Annotated in this window: 22 protein-coding genes, 1 rRNA gene and 1 pseudogene; 12 read left to right on the forward strand and 12 right to left on the reverse strand. The window is 73.3% G+C overall.

Going from position 1 to position 21,769, the window contains the following annotated elements:
- From rrf to LZF96_RS25265, 5 genes are all read left to right on the forward strand, one after another.
- Positions 1–116: ribosomal RNA gene (rrf, locus tag LZF96_RS25245) — 5S ribosomal RNA — on the forward strand.
- Positions 117–297: 181 nt separating this feature from the next.
- Positions 298–843, forward strand: coding sequence for a GNAT family N-acetyltransferase (locus LZF96_RS25250; protein WP_233877004.1), 546 nt, complete (start codon positions 298–300; stop codon positions 841–843).
- 104 nt (positions 844–947) lie between these two features.
- Positions 948–1,538 (forward strand): GNAT family N-acetyltransferase, encoded by a 591-nt coding sequence (locus tag LZF96_RS25255; RefSeq protein WP_233877005.1) that lies wholly within the window; start codon positions 948–950, stop codon positions 1,536–1,538.
- Between the two features lie 56 nt (positions 1,539–1,594).
- Positions 1,595–2,242, forward strand: a complete 648-nt coding sequence (locus tag LZF96_RS25260) for a carboxymuconolactone decarboxylase family protein (RefSeq protein WP_233877006.1) — start codon at positions 1,595–1,597, stop codon at positions 2,240–2,242.
- Between the two features lie 395 nt (positions 2,243–2,637).
- Positions 2,638–3,009 (forward strand): nuclear transport factor 2 family protein, encoded by a 372-nt coding sequence (locus LZF96_RS25265; protein ID WP_308294288.1) that lies wholly within the window; start codon positions 2,638–2,640, stop codon positions 3,007–3,009.
- A gap of 39 nt (positions 3,010–3,048) precedes the next feature.
- Here the strand turns inward: LZF96_RS25265 and LZF96_RS25270 are convergent, their stop codons facing one another.
- From LZF96_RS25270 to LZF96_RS25305, 8 genes are all read right to left on the reverse strand, one after another.
- A complete protein-coding gene (locus tag LZF96_RS25270; protein ID WP_233877008.1) occupies positions 3,049–4,395 on the reverse strand; it encodes a type VI secretion protein in 1,347 nt (448 codons plus the stop codon).
- A gap of 79 nt (positions 4,396–4,474) precedes the next feature.
- Positions 4,475–5,968 carry an ATP-binding protein gene (locus tag LZF96_RS25275; protein ID WP_374203330.1) on the reverse strand — a complete coding sequence of 498 codons (1,494 nt, stop codon included), beginning with the start codon at positions 5,966–5,968 and terminating at the stop codon, positions 4,475–4,477.
- A gap of 102 nt (positions 5,969–6,070) precedes the next feature.
- Positions 6,071–7,630, reverse strand: coding sequence for an SCO6880 family protein (locus LZF96_RS25280; RefSeq protein WP_233877010.1), 1,560 nt, complete (start codon positions 7,628–7,630; stop codon positions 6,071–6,073).
- Between the two features lie 115 nt (positions 7,631–7,745).
- Positions 7,746–9,158: a hypothetical protein gene (locus LZF96_RS25285; RefSeq protein WP_233877012.1), complete on the reverse strand. Its 1,413-nt coding sequence runs from the start codon at positions 9,156–9,158 to the stop codon at positions 7,746–7,748.
- On the reverse strand, positions 9,148–9,981 hold the full coding sequence (locus LZF96_RS25290; RefSeq protein ID WP_233877014.1) for a hypothetical protein: 834 nt from the start codon (positions 9,979–9,981) through the stop codon (positions 9,148–9,150). The genes LZF96_RS25285 and LZF96_RS25290 overlap by 11 nt, the downstream gene beginning before the upstream one ends.
- 344 nt (positions 9,982–10,325) lie before the next feature.
- Entirely contained in the window at positions 10,326–11,024 is a 699-nt protein-coding gene (locus tag LZF96_RS25295) for a pyridoxal 5'-phosphate synthase (protein WP_233877017.1), read from the reverse strand.
- Entirely contained in the window at positions 11,021–11,284 is a 264-nt protein-coding gene (locus LZF96_RS25300; RefSeq protein WP_233877019.1) for a DUF397 domain-containing protein, read from the reverse strand. The genes LZF96_RS25295 and LZF96_RS25300 overlap by 4 nt, the downstream gene beginning before the upstream one ends.
- Positions 11,277–12,173 (reverse strand): helix-turn-helix transcriptional regulator, encoded by an 897-nt coding sequence (locus LZF96_RS25305; RefSeq protein WP_233877021.1) that lies wholly within the window; start codon positions 12,171–12,173, stop codon positions 11,277–11,279. The genes LZF96_RS25300 and LZF96_RS25305 overlap by 8 nt, the downstream gene beginning before the upstream one ends.
- 154 nt (positions 12,174–12,327) lie before the next feature.
- Here LZF96_RS25305 and LZF96_RS25310 point away from each other — a divergent pair, with 154 nt between their 5' ends.
- Positions 12,328–12,765 (forward strand): ATP-binding protein, encoded by a 438-nt coding sequence (locus LZF96_RS25310; RefSeq protein WP_233877023.1) that lies wholly within the window; start codon positions 12,328–12,330, stop codon positions 12,763–12,765.
- 27 nt (positions 12,766–12,792) lie between these two features.
- On the opposite strand, the gene LZF96_RS25315 is transcribed toward LZF96_RS25310, so the two are convergent.
- Positions 12,793–13,443, reverse strand: coding sequence for a hypothetical protein (locus LZF96_RS25315; protein ID WP_233877025.1), 651 nt, complete (start codon positions 13,441–13,443; stop codon positions 12,793–12,795).
- Between LZF96_RS25315 and LZF96_RS27435 the strand changes: the two are divergent.
- The 3 genes and pseudogenes from LZF96_RS27435 to LZF96_RS27220 all read left to right on the forward strand — a co-directional run.
- A pseudogene (locus LZF96_RS27435) lies at positions 13,442–14,011 on the forward strand (ankyrin repeat domain-containing protein); the annotation flags it as partial. The gene LZF96_RS25315 and the pseudogene LZF96_RS27435 sit on opposite strands and share 2 nt — an antisense overlap.
- A 115-nt stretch (positions 14,012–14,126) precedes the next feature.
- The gene (leuE, locus tag LZF96_RS25320) at positions 14,127–14,816 is read left to right on the forward strand and encodes a leucine efflux protein LeuE (protein WP_233877027.1); all 690 of its coding nucleotides are present in this window, start codon (positions 14,127–14,129) and stop codon (positions 14,814–14,816) included.
- 216 nt (positions 14,817–15,032) lie between these two features.
- Complete coding sequence (locus tag LZF96_RS27220; RefSeq protein ID WP_308294289.1) at positions 15,033–15,593, forward strand: hypothetical protein; 561 nt, start codon at positions 15,033–15,035, stop codon at positions 15,591–15,593.
- 366 nt (positions 15,594–15,959) lie between these two features.
- Here the strand turns inward: LZF96_RS27220 and LZF96_RS25330 are convergent, their stop codons facing one another.
- The 3 genes from LZF96_RS25330 to LZF96_RS25340 form a co-directional block, all read right to left on the reverse strand.
- Positions 15,960–16,610 (reverse strand): O-methyltransferase, encoded by a 651-nt coding sequence (locus tag LZF96_RS25330; protein ID WP_233877029.1) that lies wholly within the window; start codon positions 16,608–16,610, stop codon positions 15,960–15,962.
- 84 nt (positions 16,611–16,694) lie between these two features.
- Positions 16,695–17,336, reverse strand: coding sequence for a rhomboid family intramembrane serine protease (locus tag LZF96_RS25335; RefSeq protein WP_233877037.1), 642 nt, complete (start codon positions 17,334–17,336; stop codon positions 16,695–16,697).
- Between the two features lie 378 nt (positions 17,337–17,714).
- On the reverse strand, positions 17,715–18,779 hold the full coding sequence (locus LZF96_RS25340) for a hypothetical protein (RefSeq protein ID WP_233877041.1): 1,065 nt from the start codon (positions 18,777–18,779) through the stop codon (positions 17,715–17,717).
- 327 nt (positions 18,780–19,106) lie between these two features.
- Between LZF96_RS25340 and LZF96_RS25345 the strand changes: the two genes are divergently transcribed.
- The 3 genes from LZF96_RS25345 (at position 19,107) to mqnE (ending at position 21,715) form a co-directional block, all read left to right on the forward strand.
- Positions 19,107–19,817 carry a UbiX family flavin prenyltransferase gene (locus LZF96_RS25345; protein WP_233877031.1) on the forward strand — a complete coding sequence of 237 codons (711 nt, stop codon included), beginning with the start codon at positions 19,107–19,109 and terminating at the stop codon, positions 19,815–19,817.
- Positions 19,818–19,935: 118 nt separating this feature from the next.
- Positions 19,936–20,385 (forward strand): Lrp/AsnC family transcriptional regulator, encoded by a 450-nt coding sequence (locus tag LZF96_RS25350; RefSeq protein WP_233877033.1) that lies wholly within the window; start codon positions 19,936–19,938, stop codon positions 20,383–20,385.
- Positions 20,386–20,548: 163 nt separating this feature from the next.
- A complete protein-coding gene (mqnE, locus tag LZF96_RS25355; RefSeq protein ID WP_233877039.1) occupies positions 20,549–21,715 on the forward strand; it encodes an aminofutalosine synthase MqnE in 1,167 nt (388 codons plus the stop codon).
- Positions 21,716–21,769: the final 54 nt, after the last annotated feature.

The following is a 21,769-nucleotide window of genomic DNA, read 5'->3' on the forward strand; positions in this document are numbered from 1 at the left end:
TCGGTGGTCATGGCGAAGGGGAAACGCCCGGTTACATTCCGAACCCGGAAGCTAAGCCTTTCCGCGCCGATGGTACTGCATGGGGGACCGTGTGGGAGAGTAGGTCGCCGCCGAACAATCATTGAAGAGCGTGGCGTGTCGTCAACCCTCGGGTTGCGACACGCCACGCTTTTTTCATGCCCGGAAACAGCCCCGTGAAGGTGTTCCGGGGTACGCTCGGTCCTTTCCCCTCCCGGCCCTCCCGGCCGGGGGCGGAGGGCTTCTCGAGTGCGTGTATCCGGGGTGACGATCATGGTGATGTTGGCGAGTTTCCCCTCGGACGTGCGGATCGTCGGTACGGATCTTTCCCTGCGTCCCTGGGAACCGCACGACCTGCCCCGAATGCCGGCGCTCTTCGACGATCCCGAGGTGGCCCGCTGGACCGCCCTCCCCTCACCCTTCGACCTCACCGCCGCCCGGGCCCGGGTCGCCCGATCGCACCGCCTGGCCGCCGGCGGCCTCGGCCTCCAGCTGGCCGTCACGCTGACCGGTGAGGAGAGGGTGCCCCGGGGTGAGATCGGTCTGATGCGCGACCCCGACGAACCGGGGACGGCCGAGCTGGGGTACGCCATCGGCCCCGCGCACCGGGGGATGGGCCTGGCCTCCGGCTCCCTGCGGCTGTGTGCCCGTCTGGCCCGTCGGGAGCTGGACTTCGAGCGGGTGATCCTGCGCATCGCCCCGGAGAACGTTCCCAGCCTCCGTGTCGCCCGCTCCGCCGGGTTCGTGCCCGCCGATCTCCCGTTGTTCCACCGCCCGATGAAAGGGCGCGTCCACGCGCTGGAGACCTGGATCCTCCCGGACTGAGCCCCCACCCCGCCCGGTCCTCCGCGGGCGGCTCCCCACCGGCACGGAGGGCGATGTGCCGGAGGTGCTTGTTCACCGGGCCGGCTTGCTGCCAGCATCGGAGGATGGCGGCCTATGTGGTGCGACACACCGAAGCACGGGATTGGCGTGCTCTTCGGTCGTTGCGCCTGGCCGCACTGCGGGATCCGGTGGCCCCACTCGCCTTCTACGAGCAGTATCGGGACGCCCTTCGCCTCCCCCGCGAGGAGTGGCAGCGACGGGCCACCCCACGGGCCGACGCCCTGACCCTCGTCGTGGAGAACCTCCGGGAGGAGGGCGCGACGCTCCTGGGCATGGTGGTGCTGCTCGCGCGTGCCGAGGGCCCCGAACGCCACGTGCAGTTGGTGGGCGTCTACGCGCGACCGGAGTACCGGGGAACGGGGCTGGCCCGGAAACTGCTGAGGGAAGCCGTCGACCGGGCCGCCGGCCGCGAGGTGCGGCTGTTCGTGCACGAACGCAATGTCCGGGCCGCCCGGTGCTACGCGGCCATGGGTTTCGAACCCACGGGCCGCAGCGAGGAGGTGCCCGAGGGGCCGTCCCCGCTCGGCCACGAACCCGAGCAGGCCCTGGAGATGGCTCTCGCCCCCCGTTCCCCCGGCACGTCGTGGGCGCCGACGCGCACCACGACCGGCATTTTCCTCCCCGACGGCGGATGACCCCGGGGTGTGACCCCGGCCGGGGGTGTCACACATCGGCGCCGGGCGGTGTCTCCATGGCGACACCAGTGGACACCGAGCGGATGGGACGTGACATGACCGGTACCACCAGGGTTCCCCCGGCCGAGATCACCGGCCTGCGGGGCGCCGTCCTGAAGAAGTTCAGCATCAGGATGTTCGGCGAGGTGGTCGACCCCCTCGGGGTGATGTGGCACCACCGACCGGTACTCGGGTTCGGTATGAACGCCGGACGGAAGGCCGCCAAGTGGAAGGAGTGCGACGAGGAGTTGAAGGCCTTCGCCCACATGGCGGTCGCCTCCCTCATCGGCTGCGGCTTCTGCCTCGACCTCGGGTACTTCCGGACGCACCACGAAGGGCTCGACGAGACCAGGGCCCGAGAGGTGCCCCGGTGGCGGGAATCGGAGGTCTTCACACAGCCGGAGCGGGACGTGCTGGAGTACGCCGAGGCCATGAGCGGCACCCCGCCGACGGTGACCGACGAACTCTCGGCCCGGCTGCTCGAACGGCTCGGTGCCCCGGCGCTGGTCGAGCTGACCGCGTGGATCGCCCTGGCGAACATGACCGCGCGGATGAACACCGCCCTCGGCATCGAGGCGCAGGGCCTCGCCGCCTCCTGCGGTCTGAGCCCGCTCGCCGAGCCGACCGGCAGGGAGATGGGCGCGAGCGGGGCGTCGACACCGTGACCACAGTGCCCGGGGCCGTTCGTCGTGCGCCGCGGCCCCACTCCCGGGAGCGTCCGAGAGGTGTTCGGCTCGGCCGGTGACGCGGAGGGGGCGGTTCGGGGGCCGGATCGCGGTGGGCGGGAACGGTCGGGTTCCACGGGTTCCACGGGTTCCGTGTCGCGCGAAACCCCGGGAGACCGACCCGGGCGGGGGAGCGGGCCGTCGGGCGGGGCCGGGGGACGGGCCGGTGGGTTGTCGGTGCCGGCCGGCAGGGTGAAGGGGTGATGTCATCCTCCTCGTCGAACCCCCCGGCCGCCGCGGGGCCTTCCACTCCCGAGCGTGCCGTTCCGCCGCGTCCCTCCCCGCCCGACGCCCGGCCGAGCGGCCCCGGCGAACCCCTGTCGCCGCGTGGGTGCGTGGTCGAGTTGTGGCGGCGGATGGAGGCCCGTGACTGGTCCGGACTCGGGGCGTTGATCGCGCCGGAGGCGGTGATCGACTGGCCGGCGACGGGGGAACGGATCGTCGGGCGGAGCGCCTTCGTGGCGGTCAACCGCGAGTACCCCGAGGGGTGGTCCATCCGGGTACTCGACGTGTTCGCCGACCCGGCCGGGGAGCGGGTGGTCTCCGAGGTGGAGGTGCCGCAGGAAGGGGTGGGCGTCTTCCGGGCGGTCTCCTTCTGGACCGTGCGCGGGGGCCTGGTGGTCGCCGGCACGGAGTACTGGACCACGGTCGGCGGGGAGTCGGCTCCGGCCTGGCGCGCGCCCTGGACGAGGTCGATGCCCCGGTGAACGGGTCGCGCCGGCACGGGTTCCCGGGGCAGTGGGCTCTCAGGGCAGGCGGGGAAGGGTGTCCAGGGAGTCGAGCAGGGCGCCGCGCAGCGGGGCGGTGACCGGGTCGTCGCCGATCACGTAGAGAGTGGCACCCTCACCGGTGATGTTCTCCAGGGCGATGGTGTCGGCCCGGCCGGGTGAGCAGGAGTGGCGGACGTTCACCCGCTCCAGCGCCTCCAGCGCGCGAACGACCAGGGTGAGGCCGGCGTCCCGACGGCCCGGGTGGGAGCCCAGGGCGCTCTCGAGTTCCATGGAGGTGCCGGGCGCGGCGCGGGGGTGGGAGCGCAGGATCCGGGCGGCCTCGCCGCCGCCCGAGCGGGCCCAGCGCTGGACCCGTCGGCAGTCGGTGCCGTCCAGGGCGGCGGCGTGCAGGAAACAGCGCAGCAGGGTTTCGGCGGTCTCCGCGTCCAGCGCGAAGACGGGCTCGGCGGGTCGTACGGGGGCCAGCAGGGCCCTCGCGCGGCGGCGGGCGGTGACGGGGTCGGCGCAGCCGCGTTCGGGGCCCCAGCGCAGCCGTACGGGGGCGTCGACGCGGTGTTCGGGGTCGTAGACGTGCACCGGGCCGGAGCGGGAGCGGCGGCGGGCGGTGCGGTCGTACAGCGTGCCGTCCGGGTCCGTCACGACCAGTGGGCCGGGTGCGGAGGCGACGGTCCCGACCGCGTCACCGGGCGGGGGCGGGGGCGGGGAGGACGATCCCGGGGCGGGGACGGGGCCCCCGGGCAGGCCGGTCTCCGGTCGCCCCGGCCGGTCGATCGGTTCGTGGCGGTCCGGGTCGGCGGCGTGGGCCGTCGGCTCGGTGCGGACGGGAGCCGGGGGGAACGGCTCGGCGACCGCCCCGCCCTTCCGGGGCCCCGACACGCCCGCCGGTCGCCCCGGGCCGTGGCGGCGTCGGCCGCGCCACCTGCCGTAGCGGATCGCGCCCCACAGGAAACCGGAGAACAGCACGATCAACAGGGCGGCGAAGACCAGCCACAGCAGCGCGGCGCCGGGCAGTCCGGCGGGGTCGGCGGCGGGCCAGGCGGCGGGGATGTCGCTCGGCGCGGTGAGGAAGGAGCGCAGGGCGGTCGCCGTGCCGATGAAGGTCACGCCCTCCGGCCAGGCGCCGTGCGCGATCCAACCGGCGATGCCGGTGGCCGACCAGACCAGGACGGTCAGGGCCGTGGCCAGGCCCAGGACACCCACCAGCACGCCGTCCGGCACCCCGCCGCGCCCGGCCGCCGGGGCCGGACCGCGCCGCGCGGGCGGGCCGTGGGCCTCCTGGCCGTACGGGTCGTGGTTGCCGCCGGAGTGGTAACCGCCGGAGTGGTGGCCGCCGTGCGGGCCCTCGTCCGGGTGGTGACTCATGTGTGTTCCGCTCCCCGGCCTCGCGCGCCGTTTCCCGTCAGCCGCTTCCCCCTGCCCGTTCCGCGTCGGCCGTCACCGGTCAGCCGGCGCCGCGCTTGTCGAAGGAGATGGCACGCGTCTCGGTCTCCGCCTCGTAGTCGCCGTAGTCGCCGTACGCGTAGGGGTCGTACGGCTCCCGGTCGTCCCGGGCATCGGGGGCGTCGTACTCCCCACCCGGCAGGGCAGCCGGGGTCGGGGCCGGATCGAGCGCGGCGGAAGCCTCGGTCATCGCGCGGTCGGTGAAGACCAGTGGGCGTTCCGCCTCGGTGATCAGGTGCTTGACGACCTGCACGTTGCCGTTGACGTCCCACACCGCCATGCCGGGGGTGAGGGTGGGGATGATCTCCACCGCCCAGCGCGGCAGGCCGAGGACGTGCCCGGTGGCCCGGGCCTCGTCGAACTTCTGCGCGTACACGGTTCTGGTGGAGGCCATCTTGAGGATCGCCGCCGCCTCCTTGGCCGCCGCGCCGTCCACCACGTCGGACAGGTGGTGCACCACGGCGACGAAGGACAGACCCAGTCGGCGGCCGAACTTCAGCAGACGCTGGAACAGTTGCGCCACGAAGGGCGAGTTGATGATGTGCCACGCCTCCTCGACCAGGAAGATGCGCTTCCTGCGGTCGGGGCGGATCCAGGTGTGCTCCAGCCACACGCCGACGATCGCCATCAGGATCGGCATGGCGATGGAGTTGCGGTCGATGTGGGAGAGGTCGAAGACGATCAGCGGGGCGTCCAGGTCGATGCCGATGGTCGTCGGCCCGTCGAACATGCCCCGCAGGTCGCCGTCGACCAGCCGGTCCAGCACCAGGGCGACGTCCAGGCCCCAGGCCCGCACGTCATCCGGGTCGACGTTCATCGCGTCGGCGGACTCCCGGGAGGGGTGCCGCAGCCGCTCCACGATGTCGGAGAGGATCGGCTGGCGGTTCACGCCCTCCTCGAGGATGTCGCGCCGCACGTGCGCGTGCGCCACCTTCAGGGCGAAGCCCGAGCGCTCGTCCAGGCCGCGTCCCATCGCGACCTCGATGATGGTGCGCAGCAGGGCCAACTGGCCGGTGGAGGTGATCGCCGGGTCCAGCGGGTTGAGGCGGATGGAGTGCTCCAGCGCCGCCATCGGGTCCAGCCGGATGGGGGTGATGCCCAGCCTCTCGGCGATCAGGTTCCACTCGCCGACGCCGTCCTCGCCCTGTGCGTCGAGGACCACGACCTGGCGGTCGCGGAAGCGCAGTTGACGCAGGACGTAGGTCTTCTCCAGGGCGGACTTGCCGTTGCCGGACTCGCCGAGCACCAGCCAGTGCGGGGCCGGCAGTTGCTGGCCGTAGAGCTGGAAGGGGTCGTAGATGTAGCCCTTGCCGCTGTAGACCTCGCGGCCGATGACCACACCGGAGTCGCCGAGACCGGGCGCGGCGGTGGGCAGGTAGACCGCCTGGGCCTGCCCGGTGGAGGTCCGTACCGGCAGCCGCGTCGTCTCCGCCTTCCCGAACAGGAAGGTGGTGAAGGCGTCGGTCAGGGCGGTCAGCGGATCACGGGGTGGCACGACGGCTCCTCCTCATCGGCGGGCGGCCCGGGGACGAACCCGGCCCCGCTCCCCGCCGGCGGTACGGGCGGACCGCCGGCACGGCTACGGGCACGGGCGGCGTCATCGGCGGATCCCCGTCGCGAACGGCAGCGTGTTCACGAAGGCCCGATGGTGCTCCCGGTCGCACCACTCCAGCTTCAGGTAACTCTTCCCCGCCGAGGCCCGGATAGTCCGTTTGTCGCGGGCCAGGGCCTCGGGGTGGGGGGAGGAGACCGTCAGGTAGCCGACCAGGTTGACGCCGGCGGCGCCGGAGGCGAGGTCGTCGCCGCGCTGGTCGACGCGGCCGTGGGCGGCCACGTCCCGGGGGTCCACGGTGCGGTTCATCTTGGCCGCGCGGGCGGCCTCGGCCTCGTCGTTGGTCTTCTCGGTCAGCATCCGCTCGATCGCCACATCGGTGGGCTCGAGGTCCATGCAGACCGCCACGGTGCGGATCACGTCGGGGGTGTGCACCAGCAGCGGGGCGAGGAAGTTCACGCCCACCGGGGTCAGTGGCCACTCCTTGACCCAGGCCGTGGCGTGGCACCAGGGGTCGCGGGTGCCGGACTCGCGGGTCTTGGCCTGGAGGTAGGTGGGCTGCCGGGCATCCAGCTCGGCCGGCCAGGCGTTGCGCCGGGACATCGCCTGGATGTGGTCGATGGGGTGGTCCGGGTCGTACATCGAGTGGATGAGGGAGGACAGGCGGGCCTCCCCGAGCGGTTGGCGGACCCGGATGTCCGCCTCGGTCAGGCGGGCGCAGATGTCGGTCAGCTCACGGGCCATCACGATCGCCAGGGCCTCGTCGCGGGACATCTTCGGGCCCCGGCCGCCGGCGCGGGCGGCGCGGGCGATGGTGGTGGCCTCGTTGGCGAGGTCGCGGGAGTGGTGCATGCAGGCCACGAGGTAGGCGCGGTGCTGCTCGCTGGAGGTGGACACCATCGACAGCAGGTGCTCGTAGGAGTCCTGGAGCCAGCGCGGGGCGTCGAAATCGCCGCGATCGCCGACGTCCTTGGCGTGCGCGTCGGGGTCGGCGGGCAGGGTGCGCGCGAGCATCTGGATGCGGGTCACGTAGCCGTCGCCGTTGGCCACGTGCTTGAGCAGCGTGCCGAAGCGGTCGACCAGCGCCTCCTGGTCCTCGCTGTCGCGCAGGCCCACTCCCGGGCCCTCGATCTCTATGGCGGCCGTGACGGTGCGGCGGTCGGCGTGCAGCAGTACCGCGATCTCGTCCGGGCCGAAGGGCGCGGCGAGCCAGGTGATCCGGCCCACGCCGGGGGGCGCGCCCACGGCGATCTCCCGGCCGTTGAGCGTGATCCCCGCCTCGGGGGCGGCCGAACGGTAGGTCGCGTCGCGCTTGAGCAGGCGCCGGAAGGAGCGGTTGATCTCGAACCACCTGTAGAACGTGCGGCCGTTGTACGGCACGTACACCGCGGCCAGGGCGATCAGGGGGAAGCCCATGAGGCAGACCAGCCGCACCGTCAGGTTCGGGATCAGCAGGCCGCTCATCATGCCGAGGAACGCGCCGAAGATGATCAGCGCGATCTCACCGGTGTCCCGGTTCTTGCCGATGATCGCCTGCGGGCGGGCGCGCCCGATGAGGTAGGTGCGGCGACGCGGCGGCGCCTGGGTCTGGGCGGGGGCGTTCACGCACATCCCCCTGCCCGTCGGTGGCGCGCGTACGCGTGGCCCGGTCCGCCGACGGCGGACCGGGACGCGGGGCGGTGCCCGTGCCGGGGGACGACCCGGGGGTGGCGTGGACGGGTCACGAGCCGCCCCCCGTGCGGCCGCTGCCGGCGCCGGTGCGCGGACCCGCGCCGCCGGACGGGCCGGAGGCACCGCGGGAGCCGTGCGCGGCCACGCCGCCGGCCATGGGGTTGGTCCCGGCACCGCCGCCCCCGCCGGGGCCGGACGGACCGCCGGGGCCCGAGGGGGCGTTCGGCCCCCGGGCACCGTGGGTGCCCATGCCCTGGCGCAGCACGGTCGCCGGGGTGGCGATCGCGGCGGAGGCGGTGCGGTTGGCGGTGTCCCGGCGCATGGCGCGGTGGTTCACGATCTCGTCGCCGAAGCCGGGCACGAAGCGGTAGATCATCGCCGAGGCGAAGATCGCCAGCAGGATGATGGACAGGCCGGAGACGATCGCGCCGAAGGCGTTGGGCCCCTCCGCGGTGGTCAGCGCGGAGGCCAGCCCCAGCACGATCACGATGATCGGCTTGACCATGATCACGGCGATCATGATGCCCGCCCAACGGCGGACGTGACCCCAGAGGTTGCGGTCCACCAACCCGGCGTACACGGCGGTGCCCAGCAGCGCGCCGACGTACAGCAGGGCGGCCCGGATGACCAGCTCCAGCCAGAGGACGCCGGCGGCCAGGATGGAGATCAGCGAGACGACGATCAGCATGATCGGGCCGCCGCCGATGTCCTCGCCCGCCTGGAGCGCGGCGGAGAACTGGCCGAAAAAGGCGTCGGAGTTGTCGCCGGTGCCGAACGCGATGGCCTCGGTGACGCTGTCGGTGGCCGCGACCACCACGTACAGGATCAGCGGCGTGAACGCCGAGGCCATGACGGTCAGCCAGAGGAAGCCGACGGCCTCGGAGATCGCCGTGGTCAACGGCACGCCCCGGATGGCCCGCTTGGCGACCGCCAGTAGCCACAGGGTGAGGGTCAGGACGGTGGAGGCGGCGAAGACGACGGCGTACTGGCGCAGGAAGGACGGGTTGGTGAAGTCCACGGTGGTGGTGGAGGACACCGCCGCCGAGAGCTGGTCGACGATCCACGCGGCGGCGTCGGCGCAGCCGCGCGCCAGGGAGGCCAGCGGGTCGAGAGTGGTGTCCAGCGGGTTGGAGAACCCCCCGCCGCCCTCGCGTTCGCCCCCCTCGCAGATCTCCCGGGCCACTCCGCCGAGGAGGTCGCAGGCGTTGTCCTCGGCGCCTCCGCCGTCCCCCGTGCCGGGGTCGGCGGGGTTCTCCGGGTTCTCGGGGTTTTCGGGGTTCTCCGGGTCGGTCGGGTCGTTCTCGTCGTCGATGGGATCCACGGGGAGGAAGGGGGCGTCGGGGTCCACCGGGTCATCGTGCTCGTCGGCGCGGGCCGCGGCGGCTCCCCCGAGGAGCAACCCGGTGGCGGCGATGAGCCCGGCGGGTCCCAGCCATGCTCGTCGGCGCAGGTCAGCGCGCATAACTGAAGCCTCCGAACTGTTCGATGGCCTCGGCCATCTCCTCCGCCGTGGACGCCCGGTTGTCCCCCGGGACGGGGGTGGGCCCGCTCTCCTGCTCTTCGGAGAGGATTCTCCAATCGCCCTCCACCCACACCAGTTCGAACGTGCTGGTGTACCAGGTGGTGGTCACGGGGCGGGTGGAACCGTCACCGGCCAGGCCGAGCAGCGCGTTGGACCACACGGCGACGGTCGCGGTGTCGTCCGTGTAGTCGATCAGACGGGTGCCGATGGGCGAGGTGCGGGAGACGAAGGTCCTTCCCTCCGGCGGATTGCCGTCGGCGTCGAGTCCGAGGCGTTCCAGGAGGGTGGAGGAGTAGGCGCGGTCGAAGCCCTCGACGCGTTCGGAGGCGATGTCGGGGGCGTAGATCGTGTCGACGATGACGCGGCGGGTCTCGGCGTCGAACATGCCCTCGCCACCCAGGGCGACGGCGTAGTTGGCGGCGGCGCTCTGCGCGCCCTGCTCGGTCCGCGGGTGCCCGACGGGGATGTTGTTGACGGTGACGTCCACCGGGGACTCGCCGCTGGGGGTGGTGGGTTGGACCTGCGTACCGCCCGGCGTGTCGTCGGGGGCGGCGGAGCCGGAACCCCGGTCATCGCCCCGGTTGGCGAAGGCGAGGGCGGCTATCAGCAGCACGATCACGCCGACGATGGGAACGAGACCGCGGCGGGCGGAGCGCGGGGGACGCCCGGAGGCGGCGTCCCGGTCGTCCTCGTGGAAGCGGGTGCGCGTCTGTGTGGGGAGTCCGCGACCGGACGCGTCGCGGTACTCCTCGCCGTAGCTCATGGTCGCGCCCCCTCAACGGCACCGAGTCTATTCCCTCCTCACACGACGTTAGCGCTCCTCGAGGCGAACCGAGCCCTCGCAGGTGCAATTGACCGGTTGGCGAGATGTCGGCGACACGCCGATGGCGGACCGGCGCGGTGGGAGGGGTCTCCCGGTGTCACCCCGTCCGTCCCGTCCGTCCCGGGCGTTGCCACTCGTCTCGCGAAGTCCCGGTAAGGACCTCATCCTTCGTCATGTTCATCCAAGGATATGCCTGTTTGCTGCGAATCATGAGGTCGAGGAGGGAGGGGTGGGGAGTTCGGCCGGCGGGGAGTGGGATGGGGCGCGGGGATGGCGACGGCGGCTCACGGCCACAGCTCGATGCGCTCCCACTCCTGTTCGGCGCGCGTGTACCGCAGGCGCCGGTGCCGACGGTCGGCCGAGCCCTGCCAGAACTCCACGTCCGTCGCCCGCAGCAGGTAGAGGGTGTGGCCGGCCGGGACCTCCCGGGGGGCGTCACCGTGCCGCGTGCGCAGGGTCTCCTCCTCGGCCGTCCACTCGGCGGCGGAGGCCAGCGGCTCGCTCTGCCGGCCGATCAGCATGGCCGTGCGGGAGGCGGGGGAGCGGCCGAGGAAGTCGGCGCGCGAACGGTCGGCGGGGGCGGCCACGACCGGGCCGCGCACCCGGATCTGGCGCCCCTGCGTGGGCCAGTACGCCGTCAACGCCGCGCCGGGGACCTCGGCCAGGTGCCGACCCTTGGGACTGCCGGCGTCGGTCGCGAAGGCCCACTCGCCGCCGTCCCCCGTCACGCCGCGCAGTACCAGGACCCGGGCGTCGGGGAGGCCGTCGGGGGCGACCGTGGAGAGCACCACGGCCGTGGGGTCCGGGACCGCCGCCGTCAGCGCGGCCTCCAGCCACTCGCGCAACAGCGCGCCGGGGGTCGCCGGCGCGGCGGCGGGGTCGAAGTCCGGCAGGTCGCGGGCCATCGGCGGCCCGGCGGCCCGCAGCAGATCGGCCAGGGAGGGGGCGGGGTGGGAGGAGGGCGGGTCCGGTGCGGCGTTCATGCCCCCGAACATGGTGCTTCGGCGCCGTCGGCGGCAAGCGGGGTCCGCCGGATGGCGGTCAGGAGGGCGCCGAGGCGGGCGGGGGTGGTGGTGAGGACCACCCCCGGCGCCGCGCTCTCCCGCAGGTGTATTCGGTGCGATGGTCGAACGACTGTTCCCGCCTTGCCCCGAGGTGTCGATGGAGAGGCGACCTCCACGCACTCGCTCTGGGGATCGCCCGAACTGAAGGTGGACTTCTGCCACCGGAGGTTCTCATCCATGCGTGCCTCCCCGAAGGAGATAGGCGATGTGTTGGATCAGACCGAGGGACCCGTCGGCCAGGGTGTCCGAGTTTTTCAGAGGGGGAAGCGAGGCGGAACCCAGTCGCGTGAACACGTCGGTGAACCGGCTGATGTGAGCGGGGTCGGAGAGGAACACCGAAGTGGTGGGGTGCTCGACGTGGACAGTGGGCAGCGTCGGACTGTGACTCTCGAAGAGGGTGAAAGGCGCCCCCGGGGTCGAGGGGCTGATGGCAGCCGCGAACGGTGCCAACTGAATGGTGATGTTCGGCTGCGCCGAGAGCGCGGTGAGGTGATCGAGTTGTCGTCGCATCACCCCGGCGTCAACGAACTGCATGCGGAGAGCGGCCTCATGGATGACCGCGTGGTAACACGGCAAGGGATCACGTGTGAGTACCTCCTGTCGGTGCAACCTGAAGTTGACGTACTGCTCCAGGTCGCGCTCACCCGCTTCCGGGTGCTCCTTCCGGAAGAGGGCGCGCATGTATTCGGGGGTTTGCAGCAGGCCCGGGATGTACAGCCACTGGAAGGTGCGAAAGCTGACTGCGGAGTCCTCCAGTTCGGCCAGGTCGTAGAGACGGGACCCTCGGAGCTCTCGGTGGTCTCGCCACCAGCCCGCCTTCGGAGTGATGTTCAGGGAAAGCAGGGCGTGGACGTATTCGTCGTTCTCGCATCCGTACACCTTGAGTAGGGTTCTCAACTTGCTCTCGGGGATGTGGGTACGACCGGCCTCGATGTGGCTCAGGTGGGCTCGTCCCAGCCCGATGTGACCCCCGGCCTCTGCGCCGGACAGGCCGGTCCCCTCCCGCAGGCGTCGAAGTTCCTGCCCGAGTCGCCGCTGCCGCTGACTGATGTGTGTACGCAATCCCATGTCTCAACTCCCCCGCACATGGTGGGGGATGAGAAGCCGGTAAGCACCCTTCCTCACTCTTTGGGGTGAAGAGAGGCAGTTTGGTTGCACAGTTGAATTTGCGGGGCATAGCGTTCCCCCCATCAATCGCTCTGAGTGAATAGAAGGAGACGCCATGTGTCCAACGGCGTGGGGGGACGGCGGGGCCGGGGAGAGTTGCACGCTGGTCTTCCCGGCGGAGCCGAGGTGGGTGCGCACCGCCCGGGAGGCGGTGCGCACGCTCATCACCCCGGCCGGTGCGGCGGTGGCGGAGACGGCGGCCCTGCTCACCTCCGAAGTGGTCACCAACGCGATTCGCGCCACCGTCGGGGCGTCCACCCCGACGTGCACGGTGCCCGTGGTGCTGCACGCCGTGCGGATCGGGGCCGGTCGGCTCCGGGTCCGGGTACGGGACGGGGCGCCGGGGACACCGGCCGTTCCCATCCGCGACGCGGCCGACGAGGCCGGGGCCGAGGGCGGCCGGGGCCTGATGCTGCTGAGCGCCTGTGCCACCGGATGGGGGGTGTGCCGGCACCGGCCGGGGAGGGGCAAGTCGGTGTGGTTCGACCTGTGACCCCGGCCGGGCCGACGCGCCGGCCGGTCAGCCGCCCAGGCGGTTGACCAGCTCCTCCGCCTCCGCGTCGCTCACGCCGGCGATCTGGAGCACCCCGTCCTCCAGGCGTTCCACGACGGTGGGGGCCATCAGCAACTCCTCACCGAGAACGACGGCCAGCCGGTTGCCCGGGTCGGAGCGGCCGGCCACCTCGCCGGTGAGGTCGGCCATCGCCCCGGCGTCGGACTCCACCAGCGTCACCTGCACGACCGTGCCCACGCCCTGCTGCGCACCGTCCACCGCCTCGACGCCGGCCAGCTCCTCGACGGTCAGCCCCTCGTCGGCGACGACGGTCAGGCAGGTGCCCCCGTCCGGCGTCGTGAAGGCGTCCTCGCCCGGCTCCTCGCAGGCACCGGCCACCACCTCCTCGATCGGCAGCAGCCGCAGCGGTTCCTCCGGGGTCACCCCGCCACCGGGCACGGCCTCCTCGCCGGCCGTGTCACCGTTTCCGGAGCCGTTCGCGTCCCCGTCGTCGCCGTTGTCGGCCAGACCGAGGGCGAAGACGCCGAGCAGCAGGCCGAGCACCACCAGCACGCCGATGACCACGGCGGCCCGCGCGCCGCGCGGCTTCTCGTTCCCCTCTCCCTTCGGACCGCCGGGGGAGCGGTCGTCGGACGGGGGCTGTGGGGTCGGCTGCATGGGAATCCTCTCCTCGGTGTCCGGGCCCTCCCGGCGTTCGGCGGCTCACCCCGGCCGCGCCGCCGGCTCCCCGCGTCGTTCCCGGTTCCCGCACAGGTTCTCCCTGTTCCCCTACCCGGCCGGCGGCCCCGGTGATCCCGGCCGGCGGAGGTACCGTGCCGCCGTGACACGACGACGGCTGAAGAAGCCGCGCCGGCGGTTCGCCCGGGCGGTGGAACGGGACGACGCGGGGGCGGTCCGGGTTCTGCCGCGCCCGGGGTTCGACCCGGCCGGGCCCGACGGGGAGGGGTTCGCCCCGTTGTACGCGGCGGCGCTCGCCGACGCCCCGGCCGTGGCGCGGGAGCTGCCGTGGGCGGGGGCCGAGCCGGACGCGGCGAGCCCGGGTGACGACGGGACCGGCGGTACCGCGTTGGGCGCGGCGGCGGCGTGGAACCACACGGCGGTGATCCGGGTGCTGCTCGCGGCCGGAGCCGATCCCCGATCGCGGGAGGGGCCGGCGGAGCACGACCGCACCCCGCTCGAGTGGGCCGAACGCCAGGGGTTCGCCGAGGCGGCGGAGCTGCTGCTCGCGGCCGGGGCCGGCCGGGGCCGGTCGGGTCGGGGACGGGGTGGGGACGGGGTGGGGACGTCCGGCCGGCGAAACCCGCTTCACCCCGGGCGGGGCGGTGTGGCACGCTGCGCCCGTGTTGGGTATCACCGATCTCCCCACCTACCTGGTGGGCCTGGCCCTGATCATCCTGCTGCCGGGGCCGAATTCGTTGTACGTGTTGTCCGTCGCCGCCCGGCGGGGTGTCCGCCAGGGATACCGGGCGGCGGGCGGGGTGTTCTGCGGCGACGCGGTGCTGATGATCCTCTCGGCCGGGGGTGTGGCCTCCCTGCTGACGGCCAGCCCGGCGGCGTTCACCGTGGTGAAGTTCCTCGGCGCCGGCTATCTGACCTGGCTGGCGATCGGGATGCTGCGCGGGGCCCTGACCCTGTGGCGCCGACGCCGGGAGCCGCATCGGGCCGACCCGAACGGGGCGGGCGGGGGCGAGGGGGCGCCGGCCGCCGGCGGTCGCACGCCCGTCGAGCGACCCTTCCGGCGGGCGCTGACGGCCAGCCTGCTGAACCCGAAGGCGATCCTGTTCTTCGTCTCCTTCTTCGTGCAGTTCGTGGACCCCGCCTATCCGCACCCGGCGCTGTCCTTCCTGGCGCTGGGGGTGCTGGTGCAGATCTTCAGCCTCACCTACCTCAGTGTTCTGATCTTCACCGGTTCCCGGCTGGCCTCCGCCTTTCGGCGTCGGCGTCGGCTGCGCGCGGGGGCCTCGGCGGCGGCCGGCGGGCTGTTCCTGGGCTTCGCGGTGAAGCTGTCGCTCGCGACCGCGAGCGGCTGACGGACCCGGCCCGGCCCTCGTGGCGGGGCCGCCGCCGGAAGGCGGCGGCGTTCGAGGGCCGGTGATCCACCGGTCGGGAACCCTGCCCCGGGGCCTGCGGTGCACGTACGCTCGACGGCAGGGGGCACGGGTGATCGATCCGTCGCTCCCGAGTCGGGCGAGGTGATCGTCCGGCCCCGACCCGGGGACGCGCGACGACGGGAGGTGGCCGCCGTGATGGCCTGGATGTGGATCGTGGCGATCTTCCTGATCTGCGGTGGCGGGGCGTGGATCGCCGACACCCTGCGCGACGGTCGGCAGAACCGTCACGAGCGCCGGCTCGAGGAGCTGCGCATGCGGGAGCGGCAGCTGCGGCGGGCGGAGGAGCGGGAACGGCAGCCGGAGCCGGTGTGCGGGTGCGGCCACCACCTGGCGCTGCACGACGGACACGGCCACTGCCACGAGGTGGTCCAACGGCCCACGGGCTGGGACGCCGACCGCAGGCCGCTGGGGTACGAGCCCGCCGGCTGCCTGTGTCGGCAGTACGTGGGGCCGCAGCCGCTGTCCCGGATCTTCGCCGAGGAACTCACCGATCACGAGCCGCTGGAGCTCCGGAAGCCGGGGGACTCCCCGGCCCTGCCCGGCGCGCGGACCCCGGACGCCGGCGCCTCCCCGGCGGGCGGGCGCCGGGAGCCCGACGCTCCGAACGCCGACGCCGGGGAGGCCGGGCAGGCACCGGAACGGCGGGAGGGCGCGGGGGACGACTCCCCGTCCGCGCCGGGTGACGGTCCCGGCTGATCACGGGCCGCGGCGCCTCCGCCGGGTGCCGGTCGACCACCCACCGGCGCGCCGGCCGCGGGGCCCCGCGGACGTACCCCCGGCTTCACACGGCATCGTGCCCGGCCGAGGCGATGCCCGGCCGAGGCGATGCCCGGCCGACGCGATGCCGACGACCGGTTCCGGCCCGGCGTGGCCGGGGTCCGTTCGCGGTGTGGCCCGTTCGCGGGCGGGGCGGCCGGGCGCCGAACCCGGACCGCTTTCCGGCCCCCGGTATCCATTCCCGGCCCCGGGTCCTTCCCCGGGTCAACGACACCATCACCGCCGGCGCTCCCCGGCCCGTCGGACCCGCGCGCAGCCGCCGGTCCCCGCCGCCCCGGTGGCGGGTCAGATTTTGCGGGCCAGGGTCACCCCGTCGCGTACGGGGAGCAGGACCGACTCCACCCGTCCGTCGGCGGTGATGGTGTCGTTGACCCGGCGGATCGCCTCGGTGGCCTCATCCGTGTCGTCGGGGTCCACCACCTTCCCCGAGCGCAGCACGTTGTCCAGCACCAGCAGGCCGCCGCGCCGGATCCGGGGCACCAGCGCCTCCCAGTAGTCGGGGTACCCGACCTTGTCGGCGTCGATGAAGGCCAGGTCGAAGGTCTCCTCGAGGGGCAGCGAGCGGATGGTCTCCAGGGCGGGGGCCAGCCGCAGTTCGATGCGGTCGGCGACGCCGGCCCGCTCCCAGTACCGGCGGGCGACGGAGGTCCATTCCTCGCTGATGTCGCAGGCCAGCAGGGTGCCGTCGGCGGGCAGGGCGCGGGCCATGCACAGCGCGGAGTAGCCGGTGAAGGTGCCGACCTCGATGATCCGGCGGGCCCCGGTCAGACCCACGAGCAGGGCCAGCAGGGCGCCCTCGTCCTGCGTGATCTGCATGCTCGTGAGGTCGGGGTACGCGCGGCGGGTCTCCTCGGCGAGGTCGCGCAGCACGTCGTCGGCGGCGGGGGTGGCGTGGGCGATGAGGTAGCTGTCGAGCGCGGGGTTCACGATCTCCATGGGCCGACCCTACGGCCGACCCCCGACACCGTGCGGGTCCCGCGCCCCGCCGGGACGCCGGTCCGGCCGGTCGGCCCTCCCGGTTCAGCCCGGGTGGCCCGGCGGCGGCCCCTGCAGGCCGCGCCGTCCGCCCCATCCGCGCCCGCGTCCGCGCCACCGGTCACCCCGCCCGCCGGGCGAGCCCGGGGAGCGTCGCAGCCAGAACGCCGCCAGCACGCCGCCGATCAGACCGAAGAGGTGCCCCTGCCAGGAGACGCCGGAGGCGGTGGGCAGCACGCCCCACAGGATGGACCCGTACAGCAGGAAGACCACGACGCCGATGGTGATGTCCAGGGCGTTGCGTTCCACGAAGCCGCGCACCAGCAGGTAGCCGAAGAGGCCGAAGACGACACCGGAGGCGCCGGCGGTGATCGAACCGGGCGCGGAGGTGAGCCAGACGCCCAGGCCGGAAATCGCGATGATGATCAGACAGACGCCCAGGAAGCGACCGATGCCGCGCAGCGCGGCGATGAACCCGAAGACCAGCAGCGGCACGCTGTTGGCGATCAGGTGGTCGAAGCCGAAGTGCAGGAACGCCGCGGGGAAGACATCGCGCAACTCGGCGGGATCGCGCGGTTCGATGCCGTACTCGCAGACCAGTGGCTGGTCCGCCATGCCGGGGAAGCAGCGCGGGGTGCCGCCGTCGATGGCGGTGAGCACCCACATCAGGGCCACCCACCCCACCATGAGCACACCGGCCTGAATCGCTCTCCGCTTACGGGTTCCCGGCTCGCCTGCCACGGCAGCCCCTCCGCTTCTTCCTGTGGTCCGTCGCGCTGCGGGGTCCCTACCCGCCCGGCGTCCGGAACCACCCAGGCTAGTGCCGCGTCGGGCGACGTCCGCCCGTCGCGAGGCCCGGCACGGTACCTCGCCGCGTCGCCGCGTCGACCGGGCGGGCCCACCCCGAGATCGATCCGGTGTCTTGCGACGCACCGCGCCGGACGCCGCTCCTCGACGGGCGAGCCCTGCCCGACGCGGCGCCGGCCGGCCGGGTCCGGGGACGGCCCCGGAGGCGGCCCCGGGGACGGTGCGCCGGCGGGGAACGGGGCGGCAGGCCGGGACGGCTCAGGGCCGCACCGGGACCGGGAGGGTGCCGCGTCCGGGGTCCTCCTCGCGCCGCCGTTCGATCAGGTCGAGGTACATCAGTGCCACGGTCAGGTCCGCCGGCGCCAGCCGTTCCTCGACCGGCGGCGGGTTGAGGGAGATGGCCGAGCCCGCGTTGAGGTCCAGGCGCAGCGGCAGCGGAGCGGCGTCCGGGCCGTGGAACTGCCCGATGTCGAAGACGATCCGGGACAGCACACCGTTGCGGATCTCCACCTCGGCGGCGACCGGCGCGTCCGGGTCGGTCGCGACCCGGGCCACCGACGGCAGCCCGAACCGCCCGCTCTGGTCGTTCAGCAGGGACAGCAGCGGCGCCAGGGCGCGCTCGGCGGCCCCGGCGGTCAGCCGCACCTCGTGGCGCTCGGCGCCGCGCTCGTCCTCCAGGCGGTGCAGGGAGGCGCCCGAGCGCAGCCCCCGGCCCAGGCTCTCGACGATCTCCCACTGGGTGTGCGGTTCCAGCAGCACGGCGGCGTCGGTCAGGGACGCCGCGACGTTCCCGGCGGTGTCGGCCGGCACCGTCTCGCCGTCGGCGTTGAGGGCGTGCGCGTACTGCTCGTACCGCAGCGGGTCGATCAGGGCCCAGGCACCGCGCAGGGCTCGCGAGGCCGGCCCCAGGGAGGGCGGCAGTTCCTCCACGTCGCGCAGGAAGCGCTCGGCGGAGTTCACCCGGGCGGCATCGCCGAGCAGGATGTCCTGCACGACGGTCTCCACCCCGATGCGCACATACGTCTCCCCGGCGATCCGCTTGATGCCGACCGCGTCCTTGCCGCCGAACCCCAGCGACAGCGCGGTGTCCAGGGGGACATCCCGGTCCAGGTCGCGCATCCGGGTGCTGCCCAGCGGGTCACCGGCGACGGCGGTCAGCTCCAGGGTGGAGAGCACCTCGGCGTCCCGCTCGGTGGGGGCGGGGGAGCCGTCGCGTTCGGCGACCTCGCGCAGGTGGGCGAGGACCTCCTCGGGGGCGGCGTCCAGGCCCGCGTCCACGCTGAGCGCCTCGCGGGAGAGCAACTGGTCCACGGCACCGCGCACCTGGAGGCCGGCGCCCGCCTGCTGGACGGCGGTGCAGCCGGTGCCCGCCCAGGCGAGCAGGCCGGAGAGCGCGGCGGCGCAGCCGATGAGGGCCGCCCGCCGGTGCGGGGTCTGGGGCGCGGTGCTGATGGGTCCACTCCCGGTCCGGGGACACTGGCACTGGGGCCGGGGCCCCGCACCAGTCTCCCCCTCCCGGGCCCCGCGGAGTGCCCGAACCGCCCGGGTGTGGCCGAGGTGTCATCGACAGGTGAGGCGCCCGTCACCCGGGGACCGGGACGCGCGGGCCCGCCGGGGGCGGGGGAGCGCCGTTGACCTACGCTCGACCGCATGAGTGACACCGAACGTGTTCCCCTGGTGGTCGGGGTCTCGGGGGCGTCCGGTACGCCGTACGCGGCGGCCGTGCTGCGCGGCCTGCTGGCGGCCGGCGAGGCGGTGGACCTGGTGGTGAGTCGGGCCTCCCGGCTCACCCTGTTGGACGAGACGGGGGTGGCGTTCCGGGACGCGCACTGGCGGGAGGACCTGCGCAGCTGGCTCTCGCGGGGCGCGGACGGCACGCCGGACACCTTCGCGGCGGAGGTCGGGAGGTGGCTGGACGCCGGTGCCGGGGCGGACGGGGTCGGGGACCGGGTGCGGTACTGGCCGGCCGGTGACCTGGCGGCCGGCCCGTCCTCGGGGTCCTACCGCACGCGCGGGATGGTGATCGTCCCGGCCTCCACGGCGGGGGTGGCGGGGGTGGCGCTGGGGTTGTCGAAGGACCTGTTGCAGCGCGCGGCGAGCGTGACGCTCAAGGAGCGCCGGCCGCTGGTGGTGGCGGTGCGGGAGACGCCGCTGAGCGGCCCGACACTGCGGCAGCTGGTGGCGCTGGACGAGGCGGGGGCGGTGGTGCTGCCGATCTCGCCGGGCTTCTACGCGGGGGCCGACCACATCCAGGACCTGGTGGACTTCGTGGCCGGGCGGGTACTGGACGCGGTGGGGGTTCCGCACGACCTGTACCGCAGGTGGCGGGGTCAACTGGGCGGTGGGGCCGTCCGGTCGTAGGCTACAGGCCCCGGCCGCCTTGGATTCGGTGGCCGAACCGACACGGTGGTGGGACACGGCCCGAGGGTCCCGTCGTCCCACGCTTCGGGTGGCACACGGCGGGAGGCACGGGGCGGACATGGACGCGGTGGACAGACAGCTCATCCAGGCGTTGCGGGAGAACGGGCGCGCCACCTACGCGGAGCTGGGCCGACTGGTCGGCCTCTCCGGACCGAGCGTGACCGATCGGATCAACCGGCTGGAGGCCGCCGGGGTGATCACCGGCTACCGGGCGACCGTCAACTCCGCCTCCCTGGGGATGGGGGTGACGGCCCTCATCGGCATCCAGCTCTCGGACGCCACCGACCACCAGGAGATCGCGCACCGGCTGCGGGACCTCCAGGAGATCGAGGACTGCTGGTTCATCGCCGGCGACGACTCCTACATGCTCAAGGTCCGCGCCCCCGACGTGGACGGCCTGGAGCGGATCATCCGCCGGCTGTCGGGCACCCGGGGCGTCTCGCGCACCCGGACCACGATCGTGCTCTCCACCAAGTGGGAGAACCGGGTGGGGGCGCTGCCCGAGTAGTCCGGGACGCGGACCGCCCCGGGGCCGGTCGGCGGGATCGGCGACGGGATCGGCGACGGCACGGCGTAACCTCGACGGGAGGCCGGCCCGCCGGGCGGGCCGGCGACGAACAGCGGGTCCCGGGCGATGCCGGATGATCCGGATGAGCGAGGAGGCGCGACACATGGACGCGGGGCTCAAGCGCGAGCTGGAGGAGAAGGTCCGTGCCGGCGAGCGGCTGAGCCGCGAGGACGGCGTCGCCCTCTACGAGTCCGACGACCTGGCCTGGCTGGGCGGACTGGCACACGAGGTGCGCACCCGGAAGAACGGTGACGTGGTGCACTTCAACGTCAACCGCCACCTGAACATGACCAACGTGTGCACGGCCTCCTGCGCGTACTGCTCCTTCCAGCGCAAGCCGGGGGAGAAGGACGCGTACACCATGCGCATCGAGGAGGCGGTGCGGCTGGCGAAGGCGATGGAGGGCGACAACCTCACCGAGCTGCACATCGTCAACGGCCTGCACCCCACCCTGCCGTGGCGCTACTACCCCCGGTCGCTGCGGGCGCTGAAGGAGGCGCTGCCGGAGACGGTGCAGCTCAAGGCGTTCACCGCCACCGAGATCCACCACTTCGAGAGCATCTCCGGGCTGTCCGCCTCCGAGATCCTCGACGAGCTGATCGACGCCGGCCTGGAGTCGCTGACCGGTGGGGGCGCCGAGATCTTCGACTGGGAGGTCCGGCAGCACATCGTGGACCACCGCACCCACTGGGAGGACTGGTCCCGCATCCACCGCCTCGCGCACGCGAAGGGCCTCAAGACGCCCTGCACGATGCTGTACGGGCACATCGAGGAGCCGAGGCACCGGGTGGACCACGTGCTGCGGCTGCGCGAGCTGCAGGACGAGACCGGCGGCTTCCAGGTCTTCATCCCGCTGCGTTACCAGCACGACTTCGTGGACATGAAGGACGGCAAGGTCCGCAACCGGCTCCAGGCCCGCACCACCATGGCCACCGGCGCGGAGGCGCTGAAGACCTTCGCGGTCTCCCGGCTGCTGTTCGACAACGTCCCGCACGTGAAGGTGTTCTGGGTGATGCACGGCCTGCAGACCGCGCAGCTCGCCCTCCAGCACGGCGCCGACGACATGGACGGCTCGGTGGTGGAGTACAAGATCACCCACGACGCGGACTCCTTCGGCACCCCCGACAAGCTGACCCGTGAGGATCTGCTGGAGCTGATCCGCGACGCCGGCTTCCGGCCGGTGGAGCGCAACACCCGGTACGAGATCCTCCGTTCCTACGACGGACCGGAGGCCGGTCGGCGGGAGCAGCCGCAGCCGATGCGACTGTGACGCCGGGGTACCCGGGGAGCGACCACCCACGCCCGGGTGTCACGGGCGTGGGTG

It is taken from the genome of Streptomyces sp. ST2-7A (assembly GCF_021390475.1).
Taxonomy (GTDB): Bacteria; Actinomycetota; Actinomycetes; order Streptomycetales; family Streptomycetaceae; genus Streptomyces.